At 41.9% G+C, this 21,970-nt stretch carries 16 protein-coding genes; 5 read left to right on the forward strand and 11 right to left on the reverse strand.

Going from position 1 to position 21,970, the window contains the following annotated elements; translation table 11 throughout:
* Positions 1-150 precede the first annotated feature (150 nt).
* On the reverse strand, positions 151-1,155 hold the full coding sequence (locus LEP1GSC050_RS00215) for an NADP-dependent oxidoreductase (RefSeq protein WP_010569055.1): 1,005 nt from the start codon (positions 1,153-1,155) through the stop codon (positions 151-153).
* A 209-nt stretch (positions 1,156-1,364) separates the two neighbouring features.
* Positions 1,365-2,975 (reverse strand): oleate hydratase, encoded by a 1,611-nt coding sequence (locus LEP1GSC050_RS00220; RefSeq protein ID WP_051184816.1) that lies wholly within the window; start codon positions 2,973-2,975, stop codon positions 1,365-1,367.
* A 559-nt stretch (positions 2,976-3,534) separates the two neighbouring features.
* Between LEP1GSC050_RS00220 and LEP1GSC050_RS00225 the strand changes: the two genes are divergently transcribed.
* On the forward strand, positions 3,535-5,031 hold the full coding sequence (locus LEP1GSC050_RS00225; protein ID WP_010569057.1) for an ABC-F family ATP-binding cassette domain-containing protein: 1,497 nt from the start codon (positions 3,535-3,537) through the stop codon (positions 5,029-5,031).
* Between the two features lie 165 nt (positions 5,032-5,196).
* Here the strand turns inward: LEP1GSC050_RS00225 and LEP1GSC050_RS00230 are convergent, their stop codons facing one another.
* Positions 5,197-5,850, reverse strand: coding sequence for a TetR/AcrR family transcriptional regulator (locus tag LEP1GSC050_RS00230; RefSeq protein WP_010569058.1), 654 nt, complete (start codon positions 5,848-5,850; stop codon positions 5,197-5,199).
* 151 nt (positions 5,851-6,001) lie between these two features.
* Here LEP1GSC050_RS00230 and LEP1GSC050_RS00235 point away from each other — a divergent pair, with 151 nt between their 5' ends.
* Positions 6,002-7,390, forward strand: a complete 1,389-nt coding sequence (locus LEP1GSC050_RS00235) for a flavin-containing monooxygenase (RefSeq protein WP_010569059.1) — start codon at positions 6,002-6,004, stop codon at positions 7,388-7,390.
* Positions 7,391-7,841: 451 nt separating this feature from the next.
* On the opposite strand, the gene LEP1GSC050_RS00240 is transcribed toward LEP1GSC050_RS00235, so the two are convergent.
* Together LEP1GSC050_RS00240 and cobT are read right to left on the reverse strand one after the other, a co-directional pair.
* Positions 7,842-8,438, reverse strand: a complete 597-nt coding sequence (locus tag LEP1GSC050_RS00240; RefSeq protein ID WP_020986906.1) for a TMEM175 family protein — start codon at positions 8,436-8,438, stop codon at positions 7,842-7,844.
* A gap of 95 nt (positions 8,439-8,533) precedes the next feature.
* Positions 8,534-10,276: a nicotinate-nucleotide--dimethylbenzimidazole phosphoribosyltransferase gene (gene cobT, locus LEP1GSC050_RS00245; protein ID WP_010569061.1), complete on the reverse strand. Its 1,743-nt coding sequence runs from the start codon at positions 10,274-10,276 to the stop codon at positions 8,534-8,536.
* 218 nt (positions 10,277-10,494) lie between these two features.
* Here cobT and LEP1GSC050_RS00250 point away from each other — a divergent pair, with 218 nt between their 5' ends.
* The gene (locus tag LEP1GSC050_RS00250) at positions 10,495-10,950 is read left to right on the forward strand and encodes a heavy metal-responsive transcriptional regulator (RefSeq protein ID WP_010569062.1); all 456 of its coding nucleotides are present in this window, start codon (positions 10,495-10,497) and stop codon (positions 10,948-10,950) included.
* Entirely contained in the window at positions 10,898-11,284 is a 387-nt protein-coding gene (locus LEP1GSC050_RS00255) for an alkylmercury lyase (RefSeq protein ID WP_010569063.1), read from the forward strand. The genes LEP1GSC050_RS00250 and LEP1GSC050_RS00255 overlap by 53 nt, the downstream gene beginning before the upstream one ends.
* Positions 11,285-11,343: 59 nt before the next feature.
* Here the strand turns inward: LEP1GSC050_RS00255 and LEP1GSC050_RS00260 are convergent, their stop codons facing one another.
* The 4 genes from LEP1GSC050_RS00260 to LEP1GSC050_RS00280 all read right to left on the reverse strand — a co-directional run bounded on the left by LEP1GSC050_RS00260 (position 11,344) and on the right by LEP1GSC050_RS00280 (position 18,918).
* Positions 11,344-12,144: a hypothetical protein gene (locus LEP1GSC050_RS00260; RefSeq protein ID WP_010569064.1), complete on the reverse strand. Its 801-nt coding sequence runs from the start codon at positions 12,142-12,144 to the stop codon at positions 11,344-11,346.
* Between the two features lie 42 nt (positions 12,145-12,186).
* The gene (locus LEP1GSC050_RS00265) at positions 12,187-13,839 is read right to left on the reverse strand and encodes an outer membrane beta-barrel protein (RefSeq protein ID WP_010569065.1); all 1,653 of its coding nucleotides are present in this window, start codon (positions 13,837-13,839) and stop codon (positions 12,187-12,189) included.
* An 820-nt stretch (positions 13,840-14,659) separates the two neighbouring features.
* Positions 14,660-17,641, reverse strand: a complete 2,982-nt coding sequence (locus LEP1GSC050_RS00275; protein ID WP_010569067.1) for a SpoIIE family protein phosphatase — start codon at positions 17,639-17,641, stop codon at positions 14,660-14,662.
* Positions 17,642-18,066: 425 nt separating this feature from the next.
* Positions 18,067-18,918, reverse strand: coding sequence for an NmrA family NAD(P)-binding protein (locus LEP1GSC050_RS00280; protein WP_010569068.1), 852 nt, complete (start codon positions 18,916-18,918; stop codon positions 18,067-18,069).
* A gap of 128 nt (positions 18,919-19,046) precedes the next feature.
* Between LEP1GSC050_RS00280 and LEP1GSC050_RS00285 the strand changes: the two genes are divergently transcribed.
* On the forward strand, positions 19,047-19,958 hold the full coding sequence (locus tag LEP1GSC050_RS00285; protein ID WP_040910877.1) for an AraC family transcriptional regulator: 912 nt from the start codon (positions 19,047-19,049) through the stop codon (positions 19,956-19,958).
* A gap of 32 nt (positions 19,959-19,990) precedes the next feature.
* On the opposite strand, the gene LEP1GSC050_RS00290 is transcribed toward LEP1GSC050_RS00285, so the two are convergent.
* Both LEP1GSC050_RS00290 and LEP1GSC050_RS00295 read right to left on the reverse strand, forming a co-directional pair.
* On the reverse strand, positions 19,991-20,752 hold the full coding sequence (locus LEP1GSC050_RS00290) for an ABC transporter permease (protein ID WP_010569070.1): 762 nt from the start codon (positions 20,750-20,752) through the stop codon (positions 19,991-19,993).
* Positions 20,749-21,681 carry an ABC transporter ATP-binding protein gene (locus tag LEP1GSC050_RS00295; protein ID WP_010569071.1) on the reverse strand — a complete coding sequence of 311 codons (933 nt, stop codon included), beginning with the start codon at positions 21,679-21,681 and terminating at the stop codon, positions 20,749-20,751. Before LEP1GSC050_RS00295 ends, LEP1GSC050_RS00290 begins: the two co-directional genes overlap by 4 nt.
* Positions 21,682-21,970: the final 289 nt, after the last annotated feature.

The raw sequence follows: 21,970 nt of genomic DNA on the forward strand, positions 1-21,970 counted from the left end.
TGCATGCCGCGGCCAAGAATCGTCTTTGGGCTCCAGCTAAGGGCGTCCAAAGATCCAATAAATTCATTATATATCCTATAGGTTATATAATGAATTGAATCAACACTTTTTTGTCATGCGGCGATGAATTTTATCGGAATGACAAAGTAGCTAGTTGGAGGTAACTTCAATGACTAATTTCCCCGTATTGCCGCCTTTAAACAATTGCAGGAGTGTCTCCGGAAATGTAGAAAGGCCTTTTACGATGTCTTCTCTGGACTTAAGTTTTCCTTCCGCCATCCAGCCGGACATTTCTCGAATAGCTTCCAGATATCGATCTTCATAATCGAAGACTACGAAGCCTTCCATCCTTGCACGAGATACTAAAAGGGCCATATAGTTTCGAGGACCTTGAGGCGCTTCGGTATTATTGTATTGGGAGATAGCCCCACATATTACAATTCTTGCATGTTTCGCTAAGCGAGTCATAGCTGCGTCTAGGATTTCTCCTCCGACATTATCGAAATACACGTCGATTCCCTTCAGGCAATGTTTGCGAAGCGACTTCTTTACATCTTCCGATTTGTAATCGATTGCCGCATCGAAGCCGAGTTCGTCTACAATGTATTTGCATTTGTCGGCTCCTCCCGCGATGCCGATGACTCGACATCCTTTGATCTTTGCAATTTGTCCAACGAGCATACCGACGGCGCCTGCAGCTCCGGATACTACGACAACGTCTTCGGATTTTGCCTTTCCTACATCTAAGAGTCCGAAGTAAGCCGTCATTCCCGGCATTCCCAAAGTTCCGAGGTAAGTCGGTAAGGGCGCTAATGCGGCATCCACTTTGGTTACGCCTCTTCCATTGGAGATTGCATATTCCTGTACTCCGAAAACTCCATAGACGTATTCTCCGGTTTTGAAGTCGGGATGCTTGGATTCGATGATATTACCGATCGCTCCAGCTCGCATCACTTCACCGATTCTCACCGGTGGAACATACGATTTAACGTCGTTCATCCAACCGCGCATCGCAGGATCTAAAGAAATATATAATATCTTAACAAGAAATTCTCCATCGGAAGGGGAACGTGTCGGTTCTTCGGTATATGTCCAATCTGTCTGTTTCGGTAAGCCGACTGGACGAGCAGCAAGACGGTATTGGTGATTGATCATTGTGATTTATTTCCTCATCGCGAATCGCGGAGCTGTTTTATTCTTTAGCCGGATTTGCGTAAAGCGAGAAAAAATCTAAAATCTTTCGAACATGGATTTCGATCGGAGAATCGGGAAAGAATTCGCTTCTTTCCCGATTCGCAACATGAATGAGTCAGTTTTAATGTATCAAAAGGAAGTAATTTCGCTTTCGTTTGATATTAAAACTATCAACGAAACATCGTTTTAGTCGCTTCGAAAAGAATTTTCAATGTGTTCGGATCTTTATAAACTTTCGGTATTTCTTTCTTGATATTGAGTAATGAGTAGACGGCCATTCGAGCGGCTCGCACGGAATACTCTACGGTGAAGACGACATCATCCGGAATTTCACAGAACTGACCTATGAATCCGAAATTAACCGAACCGTTCGGAACGACTGCAGGACGGTCGCCTGTTTGCCGTGTCAGGAATTGACTGGTAATGAAAGGCATCATGCACGGAATACAAATCGCATGGTTTATTATTTTTCGGCGATCGTCATCGAATCGCAAGTGCCCAAGCAATTCATTTAAAATTTCTTCACCAGTACAATCGGACATTCTTTTATGAACAAAGTTTCCAATCTTATCGGGGAATAATCCATACCCCCAACAAACTTGTATATTCGCAGGTTGCTTTAGAAAGTGAGGTTGATGCGCGAGTACGATCGACATCAACCAGTTCGAATCTTTAAAAGTCACGAGTCCACCGGTTCCGGCTTTGTTTCCGGTAAATTTCTCCATTCTATCAAAGAAAGTCGGATCTTTAAAAGTGACTGTAAACGACTCCCATTTTGATTCCGCAATTCTTTCGTCGAAAATTTTCGGGTTTCCGAATTCGTTATTCTTACTCGCTATCTTTTCCCATAAGGGCCAAGATCCTCCTGCCTTTTTGGAAAGCAATTTTGGAGCCTTTTTCATAGATCCTAAACTCGAGCCTTCCGTCATCGAACCCAGCGTAATCAATAGAAGATCTTTTTCGTTAAGCGAAGTATTTTTGATTCGTCCTTTCTGAGTATAACGAATTCCTACTGCCTTTTTTTGAATCGCGTCCGTTTGAAAATCGATGTCGATAACTCGGCACCCGTATTCGAATTTAACCCCTTTTTCTTTCAGCCATTTTTGGAGCGGTAATACGAGAGAATCGAACTGATTTAAAGGGGTTCGGTCTACGCCTGCGAGCGTGTTTATCCTTGGGAACTCATGGATAAATCTATGCAAATATCTTTTAAATTCAACCAAGCTATGCCAGGGTTGGAAGGCAAACATAGTAGCCCACATATACCAAAAGTTCGTTTCAAAAAACGAATCGGAAAAAAAATCCCGAATCTGATTTGCTCCGCAAGATTCTTCGGATTTCACTAAAAGGCGCAGCAATTCCATTCTATTTTTATGATTGAATCCCATTTTAGTTACGTCTATTTTTCGGCCGCTTTCTACGACTCTGCTTAAGGAATGGGATTTAATTTTACGGTTAAAATTTAGTATTTCCTGATATACGGAAATTTTAGGTTCTATATAAGATGGAATCGATGAAAACAAATCGTATGTGCAAAGGTAGGACAAATTCATCATTCTTCCGCCTCGGATAACGTAACCTCCTCGAGGAGTTCCGCTACCATCCAGACTTCCGCCGCTTATTGCGGATTCCTCGAGGATGCTGATCTTATTGCCGGGGAATCCCGCGTCCCGAATTAGAAACGCGGCCGCGGATAGGGAGGCGATGCCTCCTCCCACTAAATAAGCACGGTTTTCAATATTTTCTTTATTATTTGAAGATAGTTTCTTTTCTTTTTTCATTTTTTTTTCTCCAGCGATTCCCATTTTGCAAAGCCTATTATGGACTCGGCAGTATTCGATTCACTAATACGGTATGAAATATTTGTATTATGCAATATTTATAAAGTGAGGCAAATGTGCAAATGAGTTCGAAAGGGAACACCACCTTTTGTCGGTGATTTTTATCAATAGGATTGTTGAGATATTCATGTGCCAGATTTGCAGTGGATTTTATAATTTAGAATATTATTAATTTACTATATATTTTAAAAAAGCTTCGCGTTAACTTGAGGGGAATTTATCACTCTGCATTATTTCATGTAATCGTCCGGATAAAGCGAAGTATTCGACGGTCTTCTTATCTTCACCTTTCGGGTTTGTAGAATTTTCCGGAGCCGATTTTTCCGCTTCTCTTCTTTTGTGGCCTCGAACTTCGCGCAGTTTTCGGATGGTAATTACGAAAACCCGATAGGTCTTTCCGTTAATATCCTGATTTCCCGTTCTCCCGCTTAAATCCGAATAGAAATCTTACCTCGATCTAAAACCTTGGCATTAATATCAACCGTGAGCGCTATCGTAAATGATCAAGATATCCAACCTTCAGAAGACGTATAACTCGAAGACACTTTTTGAGGATTTAAATCTAAGTTTAAACCGTGGAGAAAAATTGGGGCTCGTTGGCCGGAATGGTCACGGAAAATCCACCCTCTTCCAGATGATTCTCGGATCCGTAGAACCGGACTCGGGGACGATTACCGTTCCTAAGGGATATAAGATCGGTCATTTACAGCAGCACTTAAAATTTACGAAGCCGACGGTGTTGGAAGAGTGCGCACTCGGACTTCCGGAGGGGGAGGAATACGAAACCTGGCAGGTTGAAAAAGTTCTTTCCGGTTTGGGTTTCTCCGAAGCCGACATGGAAAGAAATCCGGACGAATTTTCCGGAGGGTATCAGATCAGAATGAATCTAGCAAAGCTTCTAGTTTCGGGGCCCGATTTGCTTATGCTGGACGAACCGAATAATTATTTGGATATCGTGACGATTCGCTGGCTGGAGGAGTTCCTGCGCGAATGGGAAGGTGAGATCATTCTTGTGACGCATGATAGAAGCTTCATGGACAGCGTAGTTTCCCATACAGCGGCGATTCATAGGTCCAAAGCGATCAAAGTCCAAGGAGACACCGATAAGCTTTACAATCAAATCAATCAAGCCGAGGAAATTTACGAGCGTACGAGATTAAACGAAGCGAAGAAGAGAAAACAGGAAGAGATATTTATCGCTCGATTTAAAGCTAAAGCGAGTTTTGCGAGTAGAGCCCAATCCCGAGTGAAAAGATTGGAAAAGCAGGGTGAGATGAAGGCTTTGGAAGCCATTCAAGATTTGGAATTATATTTTAACAGCGCTCCTTTTGCCGCGAATCAAATGCTATCGGTCGAGGATCTTTCATTTTCTTACACCGGTAAAGAACCGTATTTAATCGAAGATTTTTCTCTCTCGGTGGGAAAGAGGGACCGGATCTGTATTATAGGAAAAAACGGAAAGGGTAAGTCGACCCTGTTGAAACTTCTAGCGGGCGAATTATCTCCGACCGGAGGAAAGATTCAGAAGCATCCTACTCTAAAGGAAGGATATTTCGGACAGACCAACAAATTGAATTTAAACGAGAATGCCACCGTCGTAGAAGAGATTATGAATGCCGATAGGTCCTGTTCGGAATGGTTGGCGAGAACCATCGCCGGCGGATTGATGTTCTCCGACGACGAAGCATTAAAGAAAATTAAAGTTCTCTCGGGCGGAGAAAAAAGTAGGGTTCTGCTCGGGAAGATCTTAGTTACACCGTGTAATCTCTTATATTTGGATGAGCCTACCAATCACCTGGACATGCAGTCTTGTGATTCCTTAATTGAGGCCATTGACGCGTTTGACGGTTCGGTGATTATGGTCACTCACAATGAAATGCATCTAAAGGCTGTAGCTACTAAATTAATTGTTTTCGATAATAATACGATTCGCACGTTTGACGGATCTTATGACGACTTTTTGTCGGATGTAGGTTGGGCGGACGAGGATTATTAAAATTTATTTATAGTCCAATCACATGATTTATTTTTCGGACTGAAATTCGAAAAATGATATTCTTTTCATGATCGTATGATCGTTTATGCATTCATAAATATTTTCGATGGTTTTGCGGAGTTTTAGGAAAACGTTAAGTTTCTCTCCTATGTTCGCATGTCATTCTTACATTGCCCAGTTTGAAAAATAAGCGGTAACGGCATTATTTGCCTGCTCGCGAATCCCTTTGGAAATTCTATTTTCCTTATAGTAACCTCGTTTCATGCATGCAAAGGCGATCTCTACGCCTAGAGTGGCTACATCGGGTTTTTTAGGGAGATGCAAAGGTTTTTTAAGTTTTGAAAGTTGTATCCGAACTCCGGCACCGATCGTATCGATCGTAACCTCTTGCGCAAGGTAGGCGTTCCTGCTAAAAGGGCCGCCAAGTATAAGCATACCCGCTACCGGAGTGGAATCGTAATAGTCGGACGCTGCGTTTACCAGCACTCCGACTAATTTCCTCCAGGAAATATTCTCGTTCTTGGAGCCCTTGCGGGCCAATATTTCGCCGACCTTTGCCAAGTGTATTTCTGCCAGTCGAGTAAACAGGGCGTACTTATCGGGAAAAAATTGGTAAATGCTTGCCCGAGGAACACCCGATTGTTTGGCGATTTCCGGTATCGAAGCTTCCTCAGGACCCACTTTTTCAAGAATCCTTTCTGCGGCTGCGAGAACTAAGGCAACTCTCAACTGAGAACGTTCCTGTAATGGCGTTCTAGAACGGGATAGCGATTTGTTTTCTAATAAAATTTTGGGCGCTTTAGCAGAATTATCTAACATTTGTTATATTTCTTTAAATTAGAATATTTTCGAGAGAGAAAAATTTCTTGCTCCCGAATCCGACAAAAGTAGGATATTTGAAAACGTGACATTTGTTGGATTTTTGACTAAATTAATAAATGTATTCGTAAAAAGGGAAGGGAAAAATTTCATGCAGCCGAATAAACGTGTTTGCGTCGTCGGAGCTGGCCCTAGCGGAATTGCAGCGGGAAAAAATTGCGTTCAGTACGGATTGGATGTGGTTGTTTTCGAGAAAAATGACAAAGTGGGCGGGAATTGGGTTTTTAACGCTAAGACGGGTCACTCTAGCGTTTATGAAAATACACATATTATCAGTTCCAAGGTTTGGTCGGAGTACGAAGACTTTCCGATGCCTGACGATTATCCGGATTATCCCAATCATAAGCAGCTACAAGCTTATTTCGAGTCTTATGCAAAGCATTTCGGAGTGTACGAGAAGATTCGGTTTAAGCATACAATTCAAAAGATTACACGCACTGAAACGGGCGACTGGAAGGTCGAATTCTTGAATGCTGCCGGTAAGAAAAAAACGGAAAACTTCGACGTCCTCATGGTAGCGAACGGACATCACTGGAATCCTAAGTATCCCGAATATGAAGGAAAATTTACTGGAAAGTTTCTGCACTCTCACGATTTTAAAGGTGTTACGGAAGAATGGAGAGGGAAAGATGTACTGATCATCGGAGGTGGGAACTCCGCATGCGATGTTGCCGTCGAATCCGCCAGAGTTGCGAAAAGCGTAAAGCTTTCCATGAGAAGCCCACAATGGTTTTTTCCTAAATTCTTATTCGGAATGCCCTCGGACGTATTTGCCGCCCTAACTCCTAGTTGGATCCCGGCGAAAATAAAGCAGTTCACTTTGACAAAGCTTCTTCATGTTCTCCAAGGATCCTATAAAAATTACGGATTACCCGAGAATACTACGTTGGCTCTCAGCCATCACCCTACTTTAAATTCCGATTTATTGGACTTCATTCGTCACGGGCGAATAGTACCGAGGCCGGCCATCAAAGCGTTGCGCGGTAAGGAAGTGGAATTCGTTAACGGAATGAAGGAACACTATGACATTATCTGCGCTTGCACGGGATTCTGGACGACGTTTCCGTTCTTCGATAAATCTTTTATCGATTTTCAATACGCTGAAAAAATTCCCCTTTACCGAAAGATGATGCACGCGGACTATCCGAATCTTTATTTTATCGGCTTATTCCAACCGGTAGGTTGCATCTGGCCGATGGCCGATTATCAAGCTAAATTAGCCTGTTTGGAAATTTTGGGAAAATACCAAAGACCGAAGGATTTGAAAGCTGCCATTCAATATGAAATCGATCATCCGCATTTTAGTTTCGGAGGCGGTCAACGTCATGCGGTCGAAGTGGATTATCACGGTTTTCGCAAGGATTTAAAATCAGACCTATTGAAAGCGGGAGTGGACATCGGAAAACCTCCAGGCGGGAATAAGGTTCTTTATAAATCGTTTTCAAAAATGGGCGTCAAAGAATCAGCTTCCGTAAGATAAACTTCGTTTATCCGAAAGGATTCAGAAACGTAAATCGAAATGTCGCGACCAAGTTTTAATATTTTTAGAACTTGGTCGTCGGCGTTTCCATAAAATATTTCCTGATTATCTTGCATAAGAAGCCGAATAAAACGCTATACTAAGATAAATTTAAGCGACCCTTCCTGATGCAGAACCGAAAGTGTATCGACATCGAGAAGTTAAAAGAATTCGAAATTTCAAAGCTCGCGGCTTGACAGCTCGGAAGTTCTATCCTAAATTCTAATTGCGGGAAACTTCTGGGACTGGATCGGTTTATTAAAGAATTCGTGGAATTTATCCATACTCCAAAATCCAAAAATCATTGAAGGCTAAAATTCGTTAAAGCCAACGGTCGAGTCTCTTCTGTTTCTATAATGAATCTCGCTTATAAGGGGTTCAGAAAGATATCCCTCGACGATGAGCAACGGATCTAGGGTAATGGCGGGGGGGACCTTACTATGAATCTATTGGGTACAATAAATAATATTGGAACGAACACTATAAGGATATATGAAACCGTCATAGAATAAAAAGTAAAAAGAATGGCCAACGTGTAGGGGATTAGCGGAAACAAATGAATGTAAATTACGTATTTTCTATATTCTCTACTTACTCCGATCGTATTTTCGCGCTTGCGCGTCGTATATGTCCAAAAAATAGCTCCGGCGATATTTACGAATGAAAGGCTGACAGAATATAGGACGATCGCAAATTGACTATACGGATATTCGCCTAATACTCCCGCAGGGTAAGGGATAAAACAAACAAACAATAATAATAATAAATTCAACCACAACGAGACATGGTTGACCTGCTTAATCAAATTAAGCATTGAATGATGAGCGACCCAGTATTTTCCAACGATTAGAAAACTTAGTATAAACGCTAAAAGTTTGGGTAATTGGCTTAGGGTCGCCTGAAATAGTCGATCGGGTTCGACTGTCGGAATTTTAAGCTCGAGAACTAGAATAGTCAATGCGATCGCATAAACGGCGTCGCTAAAAGCCTCCATCCTTGTTTTAGTCATCTTATTCCTCTTACTTCAATTATGGTTTCGTATAGATCAACTGTAGATCGACAATATGATCCGTTTGATTTTAACATTAAATTTCGATCGATTTCTTAAAGTCGGGCGTCTTCGTTTTCTGCAAATCGAATATTAGCTTCTTCAAAAGTTTTCATTTCTCGAAAAAGCGCGCATCCAGTATCTAAAATTCCCATCGCAAGCGCCGATCCTGATCCTTCTCCGAGGCTTAAGTTCAAATCTAACACCGGTCTTAAGCCTAGTTCGTTTAATATGAATTTGTGAGTAGGTTCCTTTGAAAGGTGGCCGGCTATTAGTATTGAAACGATTTCGGGATTTCTTCTATATGCGATTAAGGCAGCGACGCTAGTGATCATCCCGTCCAAAACGACGGGAATACCCAGAGAATATGCCTCTTCGATAGCACCGACCATGGCCGCTATTTCGTAACCGCCGAAGCAAACAAGGGCCTCCCATTCGTTTGAAGTCCGGCTTTTATGCCCTAAAATACCTTTTCTAATGATTTCAATTTTCTTTAATATGGTAGAATTCCCGATACCTGTACCCGCACCGGTAAGAGTCAAAGGATCCTTATTCAAAATAATGGAAGCGATTGCAGTAGATGCGGTAGTGTTCCCGATGCCCATCTCTCCCAGACCTATCATATCGTATTTTGTCCCTATTTTTTTAACGGCATCTTTGCCGCTTTCAAAGGCAAGCACCACTTCTTCCTGCGTCATCGCCGGCTCTTCCAAAAAATTCCTAGTTCCTTTTCTGATTTTTAAATGTTTCATTCCCGGCGCATTATTAAAATCGTGGTTAATTCCCATATCAAATAAAACTAAATCGATTTGATTTTTTCGGGTTATCGAATTGATTGCAGCTCCTCCAGCTATGTACATGTACATCATTTGCGCGGTTACATCGCTATTATATGCGCTTATTCCTTCCGAAGCGATTCCATGGTCGCCCGCGAACAGGAAAATCGCTTTTTTCTCGGACGCTGGGAATTGTTTTCGCTGAATAGTTGCTAGTTTTATTATACACTCTTCGATAAAACCCAGCGAGTGTTTGGGTTTGGTGAGCGAATCTAATCGCTCTTGCGGGGAGATAGTATGAGTTTCCTTCGAAATGTCTCGCGTCATTGAATTTGAGCTAGGCTTGATTCCCCATTTGTCTTTAAAAACAAGGTCGGAGAGATTTTCCCGATGTTTCCATCCGACGGATTCCAGCATCGGCTCTTTAGGTACCCATACCGGCGTTCCTAAAGTCATATATGCGATCGGCAAAATGTGCTCGGGAATTTCCAATAATTCGCGAATGAATTCGGATTCGAGAATACTCATCCATCCTGCGCCTAATCCCTCCGCCCTCGCGGCCAACCAAAAATTTTGAACCGCCAAACATGTACTGTAAATATCCGTATCCTTATTAGTGGATCGCCCGAGGACATTTTCACCGTCACGATTTCGATCACAAGTGAAGAGTATATTGACCGGAGAGTCTAGGATTCCTTGGAGTTTTAACGATGAGTATTTTACTTTACGATCATCCCGATACAGATTCGCTGCGCGTTCGTTTACCTCTATGAAATGATCGTAAATTTTTCTTCTTATCGACATATCCTGAATGATTACGAAGTTCCAAGGTTGCATAAATCCGACCGAAGGGGCATGATGTGCGGCATCTAGCAGTTTATGAATAATGTCTTCATCGATAGGATTACTCGTATAAGCCCTGATATCCCTTCTACTATAAATCGCCTTATAAACGGAGGCCTTTTCGGAATCGGTAAAGTCCTCCTGCCATGCTTCGGAAGAGGGGTCAGCGTTGCTGTTCATAAACCCCATAATTGGCAAGGAAAATCCAAAATCATCTAAAAATCGTAGGTCCTCCCGCAGATAATTAAGAATATTCCCGGCGCCCAGCGCAACTGGATCTAGTAAGTTCCTTAACGTACATGCCTATCGTTACGATATTCAAAGGGTTTATTAGCGATAAAAATAGCTTTTTAAAATTCCAGTATTGACTCTATAGTTCGCTATAGGGATTAAACTATATGCAAAAGTTTATGAAAATCGGCCAAGTGGCGAATCAAAGCGAAGTTTCCGTTCAAACAGTACGTTACTACGAGTCTTTGAATCTTCTGAGCAAGCCTATTAGAAGTTCCGCCGGGTATAGATTATATAATTCCGATGCGGTTCTTCGAATTCGTTTCATCAGGAGAAGCCAGAGATTGGGTTTCAATCTTGACGAGATTAAAGAGCTATTAGATTTGAAGATCCAAAATTCGAATCAATGCTCCCGCATAAAATCGAAAATCAGTGGCAAGCTGGATGAAATTCGTCGTAAACTTTCGGAACTTCAGAAATTAGAAAAAACCTTACTGGAGTTGCACGAAGTTTGTGAAACGGCGAATGTAACCGATCCTTGCCCGATTTTAAATCTTTTGGAGAATAATTTTGAAGATAGAATTAATTTACGACACAAATTGTCCGAATGCTGCAGCAACTAAAGAGATAATTATAGAGGTATTAAAAGAGCTGCAACTACCTGAAAATATTTCGGAGATCAATAAAGACTCGATCGACTTAGCCGACGAGTATCGACAATTTTCCTCACCTACGATTCTCGTTAATGACAAGGATATAGGCGGACAGAACTCTTGCGGAGGAACGGGATGTAGAATTTATAAAACTAGTTCCGGTCGCCTAACGGGTGTTCCTCCGAAAGAACTTTTATTGAGGGCCCTTGTCGCCGCGAAAAAATCCGGTGAGACCCTTCTATTTTGTTTTGCGGTGCTGACCGGTTTACTTCCGTTAAAAACGGGACTGACGTTTATGATTTAAGAAAATTAAATGCATTTTGATAAACGAAGGAGAATGAATTAGGAGGATTCCGTATCGGATTAAAAATACGCATTCAATTCGATTAATAAAGCATGTGGATTGAATGTGCCATCTTTCGGATTCGGAATCTGGTATCCAACGGAAATGAAATATGATTTATTAAAATCGTAAGAAAAGCCGCAAACCGATACTCCGACCGAGTTTACCCCCGCGATCATATCACAGACCAGCCTAAATTTTTCCGGGACGACATCGATTTCTATTCCGTACATCATTCCTACAAGACTGATACTCGACTCGGAGCCGGGTAGAAGCCGATGCTTGTAATATCCGAAGAAAGCGGGATTTCCAGAATAAGCTCCTATATAGAGGGTTGTCCGAAGACTTTCTATGCGAGTCGAGGTCACCGCGAAATTATAGGTTGCGAAGCTGGTACTTGCGGGAGTCGCGCCGGAGGCGATTCCGGTCTTTGTTCCGAAACTTACGTGAAAATTTTCGGTCGGTTCGAATTTCTTTTGATAAACGAATTGAAAATTCGGCGCTGCGGTCGGATAAGGCCCTAACGAAGAGGAGATGTTCGGCGCAGGACTATTGGTATAGGGTGAAGTTAAAAAATAATTGAAGGCGCTAAATCCGATCTCCTGATTATTTCCCAAACCGTGTACATAAGTAGTATCGAATTGGGTCTGAACCGGATAAAAAATGATCTGTTCTTGTATGAAGTTTTTTCCCTTTCCGGTGATTTTCATGGCGGGAACATTGAAAAGATCCTGTTGTGCGGATAAAAAGCCCGAAGGAAGAATAATTACATTAACAAACAGAAATATATTAAGGATATATCGGAAATATTTTATGTTCAAAGGTTTATATCCTTATATACGACGAAAAATACCGAATGATAATTAGAACTTTGCAACAATTCCAAGAGTAAGTCCATTTTGATAGTTTAGTCGATGCCCGCCGCTGTCCACGAATTGCATTCCATCCGCCCAGTCTCTTCGAATGTCTAGTTTAAACTGGAGGTTTTGTGTCCAGTTCAGGACCGGAGTGACGGTCAAGGTATGGTACTGTCCGTAATTTCGAAATCCTGAATAATCTCTTTGGTTCTTATCGATTCGTTCAACAACGACTGTGTGTAGCGTTAAAGGGCTGTTTGGTCCGTAAGCCGGCGAGTTCGGATTTAAGTTCAAGGATTGAAGGATGATATCGGCTACGTTCGCATAAAAATCTTTTTCATACTGCTTCTCGGCCGGATTATTGGCGACACCGGGACCGGAAATTAGGGCCCCGTTATTACTTTTATCGTCGATGTATTCGAATCTTCCGTTTATATCCAGCTTCTCATTGATCTTATACTTCGACCATATCCCGTAGGCATTGTAAATCGACTTGATATGAACAGGCGTAGTTTGTCCCGTTAATAATGTGGATGCGTTGATGACTCCGTTCGGATTATATTCCTGCTGTAGGAGCGAATTGTTCGTCGATACGCTTCCTCCTTTTTCGCCGTGCACCCAATCCAAATCTACCGTCCAGTTTTCCGTTAATCCGAGGGAAAGTATGACTTCGTTGGTATTCCACATATCCTGAAAGAATTTCCCTCGCGATTGAACGGGCGCCGAATTTTGAACGCCCGACTGAGAGTTAATCGTTTGTCCTAAGTAGACTTGGGAAGGATTTTGTCGTGCAAAGGGATTATCGCTGCTAAAAAGAGTATTGTAAGTGAATACCAGTCTGTCTTGAATCAAATTACCTTTAATTTGCGTTCCGTAGGCTTTTTGTTGTCTAAATCCGTCGATCACTATGTTCGTATTAGTCGGGTTCGAAGCAGGATTTGTAGAGGTAAGAAAGGATGCGTTTTGATATCCGGAACCCAATCCACTATTATAAAGATAGAATGCAACGTCCCAATCGTCCGTGATTTTACCCTTTATGCGCGCACCAGTATGCAGGAAAGAAGTGGTATTGAAGAATATCGCTCCTATCGTATAGTTCGGATTATTCTTAGATTCTATCTTTTCATATCCCATGTGCGTCGCCATCTTTCCGACATCGACAGTAAATCCTTTATGATAGTCCAGATAAAAAGATACGTACGCCTGTTGAAATGCGTTCATATTATTAATAGAATTCGTCTGACTGCGAGGAACTTCCTGATAGATCGTATTCGTTCCGTTCATCAAATCCAGGCGAAAGCCCCAAGGATCTTTCTTGTCCGCAAGTTTTTGAATTTCTAATTTGATAAGATTGATCGTAAATTGAAGGTTGTACGTTTCAAAACCGCGAGAAGTGTCCGTCTGAGTTCCGGACGATTGATTATTATTATCTTGGTAATATACGTCCACAAATCCGTGGATATCCAACGAATCGAGAAGTTTTCCGGCTTCGGACTTGATTGCATTCGATTTTTCCCGGGTCGATTCGTTTACTTGGGCTTTCTTTTCGGGAGGTTTCTCGGCTGTCTCTTCGGTTTTGACTTCCTCCTGTCCGACGACCGGGAATATCGCGATAGATTGAATCAATAGAAGGAAGAATATTTTTTTTACGAATTTCATACGGACCATAATTTCCTGAATACTTCTGAAGCAGACATTACTCAACATTCGGAATAAAACCGCTCGTGAGAACGATGGCATTTTTTCGACTACGTGTCAGGATGCCGGAGGGATCGACATACGGACTCGCAGTGAATGAACGAGATTGCTTAGATAAGGATCGACTCAGGGGGCGGTCGAGAAAAAAGATTCGGAACGGATGCGAACGATTTAAAAGGAGTGTTGCGGAATACTAAAAATGAAAAAGTCAAAGTTCGGGCAAAAACTCGACTGTCGGGATGATTTGCTTTGTCTTTCTCGACTTGTTGGCTTCCTTCGTTCTGATCGAAGACGGCCAGGACATTAACGAAGTAATTAAGTTTATACTTCCGCCAGGGTACGGAAATACTTTCGGAACCGCTTTTTACCCAGGCGAGATCGGATTGTAGGATCCGTTCCTCGATATCATCCGGCGAATTTAAGAAAAATATCGCTATTACGAAAATTGAATATATAAAACGAGTCATATGGAACTGGCATAAACCGGCAGAAAGCGCTTTTATTCTTCTCGATACTTCCGATAAAGGCGAATACGAAAGAATCCTGTTTTTTCACAAAATTGTAATCTAGAAAAGAAAACAGCAGGCTCATATCATGCTAGGCTTCTATTGGCATGTAGTCAAATAAAAAATACCGCAGTTAATTTCGCATATCGAAATTTCTTATGCGAAATGTTTCATTTTTGATAAGAGACAGAATGAATGATCGCTGTGGCGGTCCTTGTAGAATGCTCGAGATTTTGCTTTCGCCCAGTTTTACGAGAAAAAAGATTAATTTCCCTTCATTCGATCTCCAGAAGTTTTTTCAATTTCCTTACGTTCTTGTTTTCAGGATCGATTTCTTCCGCGGTCTTCGTGAATTCGATGGCTTCGTCCTTATTTCCTAATAGGCGATTTAGATCCGAAAGATGTATCAAATTCTGAACATTCAAGGGTTGTAGTTTGTTCACCATCGTTGCAGCTTCCAAAGCGTTTGCAAGATTTCCTAATCGTTTTTCTGCGATAGAAAGGTAATGCCAAAGTTCCGCCGTATCCGGGTCGTAGGATAAGTATTGGCTCAGAACTTTTATCGCTAAAGGATAATCTTTTTCTTTGAAACTCATCAAACCTAATAGTTTATTTAGCCTTTGATTCGAGGAATCGGTAGTATAGGCATCTAACAGGATGGATATTGCTTTCTGCACTTCTCCGTTTTTATATAATTCCCTTCCTTCTTTATACAGATCTTGTACGGTTGTTTTTTCTTCGGAATCATCTCTCTCAGAGTTTCCGTTCGTAAGAGCCCGTGCTCCTACCTCTTGATAACCGATTCGGAGTATGGATAAATCGTCTATGATCTCTCCGACTTGCCGAATATTATGCTCGATCTCTTCGATTTCCCCTTTAGCTTTTTCTACTATGCCCAGAAAAATCGTTTCGTCCTCGTTTATGATTCTTTTACCATTATTAGTGCCTAATAAAAGATCGTCCCTTCCGTCGGAAGCAAGTATGACGACATCGCCTGTATGCAATTGAAACTTTCTGACTTTAAATTCGTATTCCGAATCCAACCCTAGCTTTCTAAGTTCTAGATCCGTTTCGATAAAGGATGCTTTTCCGTCCCTATACAGTACTGAAAACGGATGCTCCGCATTCCAATAGAACATTTCGCCGCTTTCGTCGTCGATTAACACCGTTGTGGCTGAGATAACCATGCTTCCGTCGAAGCTTTTGAATACCGAATGAATTTCATGATAGACGTCGGTTAACCATTCTTCCGGAGTCCTGTCCAGGATTCTTTTATTGGCGGCAGACCGAGCCATAATGGAGTTCATAACCACTCCCATAACCAAGGAACCTCCGGCCCCTTGCATCGATTTCCCCATAGCGTCGCCGTTCATTGCCATAGTGTATTTTTTAAATCGATCGGCAGTACCGAGTCTCAAATTTCCGGTTAGGCAGATATCTCCTCCAAGTTCCCCTTGTTTATTACGAAATTCGAAATACTTCTTTTGTCTAATTATGAAATTCGTATTCACAACTGCGGATTTATTCGCATTATAAAAAAGCGGTTTTGCTAGTAAGGAGGTCAGGAAGTAATCGCCGTCTTGCTGGATTTTTAACTGTTGGACTTCCCGCATCTTCTCCTGAACTTCCTTCGTTCTTTCTTCCACCTTTTCTTCTAGATGGTCCGCGTGATCTTGCAGTTCTTCTCTCGCGGTCCGAATCGAGTCGACCATTGAATTGAAAGAAAGGGACAGGAAACCTATTTCGTCCATGGTTTTAATCGGAACATTGACGGTTAAATCGCCGTGATTGACCTTTTCAACTCCCGATAATAATTTATTCAGAGGGTTGACTAGGCTAACGTGTAGTAATATCGGAAAAGATATCAGAATAAAAATCGTCGTTCCTAGCTGTATCAAAACTAACCAGCGGGCCACATTATGAATGACCTCCCTGAATTCATGATAACTAAAACCTACTTCGTATCTCGTCCGACCGATTTCAAAGTCGTAATGCGTATAAAAATTTCCGGCCATTCGGTACAATCTAGTATGAAGAGGCAGCTGAATGCGGTTTAACTCGTCCGAGGAAAGGGATAGAATTTCACTTTCCGTTTTATTTCTATATTTATTCTTGTTTCGTTCGATTAACTCATGAAGTTCCTGTTTCTTGTATCTAGCTTCGCCTTCTTGTAACGTCGACGATCCGAATGAAGGGTCATTTGAGAATATTATGTTATAATTATGATCAAAAACCCCCGGTCCGGATTTACGGGAAAGGATATATTTGACATTATTAGGATAAGCACTATCCCCGTTCTCTATCGCTTTCTTGACGGCATCCATTTCCACGATGTTTTCTTTTTCATTGGCCTTATCGATTGCAAAGACGGTTACATAGCTGATGGCTCCTAACGCTAAAATCAAGCTAACGACCGCACTCGAGAGAATTTTCACCATGAAGCTAGTGGGTTCGGGGGAATGGTTTAAGTATGCGCTCTGAATGAAGAAGATTGCGATTACCGATAGAATAAAATAAGCGATGGCGAACGTATCGTAAGAGATTGCACCTGATTTGTTTAATAAGTTATTATACGCGTTAAGAATATTTAATACGACCGTGAATAGGAAGGCGCGTAGCGCGATCGCTTCCTTTCCTTTGGCGAAAACGATTTTGATAAGTCCGATAGGAATTCCTAACGCGAATTGAATCGGAATTCGAATGGCAGATTTTGAATCTGCAAAATTGTTTTTCCACCTTTGGAGAATACCGGAATAAGAGGAGTAAAAGAGAATTTTTCTGACTAATATGACTATGCTGATGATAAAGCATAAAAGAATTACCGCACTCGCTTCCTTCCCGAAATCGAAGCTGAATTGGTGGGCCGTAAACGAAAAGACTTTCTCTTTGCCGTAAGTTTTAAAAACAAAATGAAGCCAGGCCCCTAATCCGATGATTAAACTAAGGATAATGACGATTTTAGATTCTTTTTGATGGATATTTTTGGGAAAATTATAGGAAAATCCTATAAATGCGATGATTCCAAATATCATGAACACTGTTAAGTATCTGTGATACGCGGAAATGGGGTCGAATAAGGAATACGAAATAAAATATCCTAGGAACATGATTCCGTAGGCTATATACATTATAATTAAGTAATATGTAGGACGCGTTTTGTTTTTCTTGAAGATAAGGAATCCGGAAAGAACGCAGGTTAACAGAAAAAGGGAAAAAACGCCGATAGCATGATGAGAAAACAAGATAGAATCATACATGATGGATCTGTAAGAATATGGGGAAATTATAGAAAGTCAAGTTGATTCCATTTTACGAGTTATCGCCGTCTAGAAATGGAAGAGAGATGCTCTAAATTACGTTATGTTCCTCTTAGGAAATCATATTTAAGTCGAAGGATTGTGCGAAAAAGGGCTTTCTTTCTCCCCGGCATTAAACTCGTCGCGGGACGGTTAGGCGTAGGAATCCCGAATTTTCATCGGACATTATATATATATTTGTGATTAATCTATTTGGCATACCAAGAATTTGACATTTTTGATGCAGGATAGCAAACATATTGAACCGCGATTTTTCCAGTATAAGCAATGGTTTCGCGTTCTCTTTTGCCGGATCGATTTCTTGAAGATCCTCTATAAGAAGCGGGTAAAAGGAGAGCGGCGATATTCGTCGCTCTCCTCCGGATCTAGTTTAACCAAGCTGCCTTGTTATCTAATGCGTACTCGTCGAATTTTATCGGGTCTTTTCCAGTCATCTCTTTGACGCTTGTTAATACAGGAGATGAATAGCCTTCTTTGAGCGCCCCGGCTATGTACACCATAAAATTAGCGTAATCTTCCGAGAGGCCTGCCTGTAATAATCCTTTTTTAAAGTCTTCCGCAGTTATATCTACGTAACTGACAGCTAATCCGGTCGCATTCGAAATTTTGTCCGCTACTTCTCTGTGCGTTAATGCTTCGCGTCCGGTAAGCGCGATCCCTTTTCCATTAAACGAATCGTTTAAAAGAGCGGATACTGCCGAGGAAGCAATGTCCCTGGCATCTATAAAGCTAGTCTTTGCTTCGCCTCCGGGAAAATAGATTTTCTTATCCTTTAGAATTCCTGAAATCCAGAAAGTATGGAAATTCTGCATGAACCAGTTCGGCCTTAAGATCGTAAAGGGTAGCCCGGAATTTTCGAACGCGATTTCCAGTTTTCTGAAAGGAGCTTCGGGGGGTGCGTGTTCCACTCCCATCGCGGACATCAGCACGACTTTATCTAATTTTCTTAATTTAGCTTTCTCTAACCACGGATTCAGAATCGCATATTGATCCGTATAACCCGGTGGAGAAAGGAAAAACGCTCTGTCCACCTTCTCTAAAACTTCTAGACCCTTATCCGGTTGAAGGGCATCCGCAAAAACCCAATGCAGATTTGGTTTTCTGGCTCCCGTCAAAGGGTTTCGGGTTCCGGCATATACCTCATGGCCCGAGGCTAAAAGTAAGTCTACAATAAAGCCTGAAACAAGGCCGGTGCCGCCGTATACGAAAATTTTCATAATTCTTCGCTCCTTTGTTCCGGAAGCATACTCCGACTCTTAATTTTTGGCTATGTCCGTGAATCCAAAAGACATATCCAATCGTATAATTAGGTAGACTTTTGGATATGGTGTTAGATACTATGAGAATGGATTTACTTTCCGAAATATTGACCGGCGCGGGATGGAAAGCGGATTTGCTCGCCAGAACTTCCATGTATAAAGCTTGGGGGTTGCAGTTCCCTTGTGATAAGAGCGGGGGATTTCATATGCTTTCGCAGGGCTCCTGCTACGTTCGATTTAAAGGTAAATCCATACGTTTGGAAAAAGGAGATATTCTGTTTATTGCGAAAGGTTTTGATCATGATCTCGTATCGTCTCCCGACCAACAAGCAATGAATCTCCTTCGATTCAAGGAAGTCGCGGAGAAAGAATCAAAATCGAATAAGGTTCCTTTAACGACTTTTGTTTCCGTTAGATATGAAGTGCCTGATTTTCCTCAGCATCCCTTTTTCTTCGAGCTTCCCGACCATATATTGGTGAGGTCCGGTGAAATTTCTTCCCATCATCCGCTGCAAACGACCTTGGTTTTAATTTCTCAAGAAATTGATTCCGGCATCGGATCGGATTTGATTCTGCAAAGGCTAACGGATATTCTTTTGTACTACGTTATTCGGCATTGGCTGGAAATTCACCCGTCTTCTTCGCCTGGATGGAGAACCGTTTTTAAGGATGAAAAAATTTTATCCGTGCTGGAAGCTTTGCATAAAAAAATGTCCTACGGTTGGACTTTGGAAAAACTTTCCCGAGTTGTAGGTATTTCCAGAGCTTCCTTGGCAAATCGATTTCGGGAGACGCTGGGTTGCACTCCTATGGATTATCTCGCAAGATTGCGGATAGAAAAAGGGAAGTCATTGCTCCGGGAGCAAAATACGACTTTGGAAGAAGTAGCTCGAACCGTCGGCTACTCCTCCGCATTCGCTTTTTCCAAAGCATATAAACGAATTCACGGTACTTCGCCGAGATTCGAAGATGGATCTCGCATGAAACTGGGAGCTTAGTCGAATCGGCTCCCGACGTTCGATGAAATTTCTTATTTCTTAATGTGATATCCGGTTCTGAAAATCCAAGTCACTACGGCTAAACAGCTAGTTAGGAATACGAGGATCATGGCCAAACTTACTTCGACGCTTACATCCGAAATCTCGAAAAAGCTCCAACGAAAACCGCTAACTAAATAGAGTACCGGATTAAAGAGAGTTAGAGATTGCCAAAACGGAGGAAGCATATTCGCAGAATAGAAACTTCCGCCCAAAAACACCAATGGGGTAATGATCAGCATCGGAATGACTTGCAGTTTTTCGAAGTTATCGGCCCAAATTCCTATGATAAAACCGAATAAGCTGAATGATATGCAGGTTAAGATTAGAAAAAATGCCATTAGAAACGGGTGCGCGATTCTTATGGGAACAAACATCGACGCGGTAGCTAACATTATGACGCCCAGGATGACGGACTTAGTAGCGGCAGCGCCTACGAAACCGAGTACGGCTTCCAAACTGGAGACGGGCGCCGATAAGATTTCATAAATCGTTCCGGTAAATTTAGGGAAGTAGATTCCGAAGGACGCATTAGAAATACTTTCCGTCAAAAGCGTAAGCATTACAAGACCCGGAACGATAAAGGATCCGTATGCGACTCCGCTCACTTCCTGTATTCTGGATCCGATGGCGGAACCGAATACGACGAAATATAGCGAAGTGGAAATAACCGGGGACGCGATACTCTGCATCAGAGTTCTTCTGGTCCGGGACATTTCGAGAATATAAATCGCTTTGATTGCGTGAAAATTCATTTGGACTCCTTTACTAATTTAACGAAGATCTCTTCTAAAGAACTCTGCGTGGTATTTAAATCTCGGAAACCGATACCGGCCTTTCTGAGATCGTCCAAGAAAGAAGTGATTCCGTTTTGTTTCCCGTTGCTATCGTAAGTATAGACGAGTTGCAAGCCATTATTAACGATTTCTAATTCGTGATTGCTGAGAGAGCTTGGGATCGAATTCAGGGACGATATCAAGTCGATGATGATCTGTTTTTTCCCCAGCTTGTGCATCAACTCGCTTTTTTCCTCGACAAGAATCAATTCTCCGTTATTTATAATTCCGACTCGATCAGCAATCTCTTCAGCCTCTTCTATATAATGTGTCGTTAAAATGATCGTGACTCCGTTGTCGCGCAATGATCGCACGATGTTCCACATATCTTTCCTTAATTCCACATCCACACCGGCAGTGGGTTCGTCTAAAAACAATACGGAAGGTTCGTGGGCGAGGGCCTTAGCGATCAATACGCGTCGCTTCATACCTCCGGAAAGAGTAATGATCGTTTGATCTTTCTTTTCCCATAACGATAGAGATTTTAATACTTTTTCCACATAAGCGGGATTCGGCGGCTTTCCGAATAAACCGCGACTAAAGCTAACCGTCGCCCAAACGGTTTCGAATGCATGAACGGTCAGTTCTTGCGGGACAAGTCCGATTAGGGAGCGGGTTTGCCGATAATTGCGAATGATATCATACCCTGCGACGGTAACCGAGCCTGAGCTTGGGTTTACGATGCCGCAGATGATCGAGATTAACGTAGTTTTACCGGCTCCATTTGGCCCCAATAAGGCGATGATTTCCCCCTCGCGAATTTCCAGGCTTACATTCTTCAACGCTTGAAACCCGGAGGCATAAGTTTTAGAAAGATTTTTAATTGAGACGACGGATTTTATTTGCATTCACTCTTTTCCTTTAGATGTTTCACAAGGCCGTTACTGAATGGACGACCCTGCAAGTATATTATATATCTGGCAATAACGTTTTCACTTTCACGATTCTTTGACAAGAATTCGATCTCGCGAAAATTTCATTATTCTGCTCGCTCTTTGACTTCGGTCGAAGATTTCTGAATTCGGAAAGAGCTTCAAATTGGGAAGTCTTTCATGAGGATTTAAAATTTATGCGAATTAGAAGGAAAGACCAGTTTCTTTTTTTCTTTTTCTATTTTTTTCATCCTGCGATCAATCA

The organism is Leptospira broomii serovar Hurstbridge str. 5399 (assembly GCF_000243715.2).
Lineage (GTDB): Bacteria > Spirochaetota > Leptospiria > Leptospirales > Leptospiraceae > Leptospira_B > Leptospira_B broomii.

Coding starts and splice junctions, on each gene's coding strand:
- LEP1GSC050_RS00295 (WP_010569071.1), bottom strand. CDS start 21,681: ATGCAAATAAAATCCGTCGTCTCAATTAAAAATCTTTCTAAAACTTAT.
- LEP1GSC050_RS00235 (WP_010569059.1), top strand. CDS start 6,002: ATGCAGCCGAATAAACGTGTTTGCGTCGTCGGAGCTGGCCCTAGCGGA.
- LEP1GSC050_RS00220 (WP_051184816.1), bottom strand. CDS start 2,975: ATGAAAAAAGAAAAGAAACTATCTTCAAATAATAAAGAAAATATTGAA.
- cobT (WP_010569061.1), bottom strand. CDS start 10,276: ATGAACAGCAACGCTGACCCCTCTTCCGAAGCATGGCAGGAGGACTTT.
- LEP1GSC050_RS00225 (WP_010569057.1), top strand. CDS start 3,535: ATGATCAAGATATCCAACCTTCAGAAGACGTATAACTCGAAGACACTT.
- LEP1GSC050_RS00285 (WP_040910877.1), top strand. CDS start 19,047: ATGGATTTACTTTCCGAAATATTGACCGGCGCGGGATGGAAAGCGGAT.
- LEP1GSC050_RS00265 (WP_010569065.1), bottom strand. CDS start 13,839: ATGAAATTCGTAAAAAAAATATTCTTCCTTCTATTGATTCAATCTATC.
- LEP1GSC050_RS00290 (WP_010569070.1), bottom strand. CDS start 20,752: ATGAATTTTCACGCAATCAAAGCGATTTATATTCTCGAAATGTCCCGG.
- LEP1GSC050_RS00230 (WP_010569058.1), bottom strand. CDS start 5,850: ATGTTAGATAATTCTGCTAAAGCGCCCAAAATTTTATTAGAAAACAAA.
- LEP1GSC050_RS00275 (WP_010569067.1), bottom strand. CDS start 17,641: ATGTATGATTCTATCTTGTTTTCTCATCATGCTATCGGCGTTTTTTCC.
- LEP1GSC050_RS00280 (WP_010569068.1), bottom strand. CDS start 18,918: ATGAAAATTTTCGTATACGGCGGCACCGGCCTTGTTTCAGGCTTTATT.
- LEP1GSC050_RS00250 (WP_010569062.1), top strand. CDS start 10,495: ATGCAAAAGTTTATGAAAATCGGCCAAGTGGCGAATCAAAGCGAAGTT.
- LEP1GSC050_RS00215 (WP_010569055.1), bottom strand. CDS start 1,155: ATGATCAATCACCAATACCGTCTTGCTGCTCGTCCAGTCGGCTTACCG.
- LEP1GSC050_RS00240 (WP_020986906.1), bottom strand. CDS start 8,438: ATGACTAAAACAAGGATGGAGGCTTTTAGCGACGCCGTTTATGCGATC.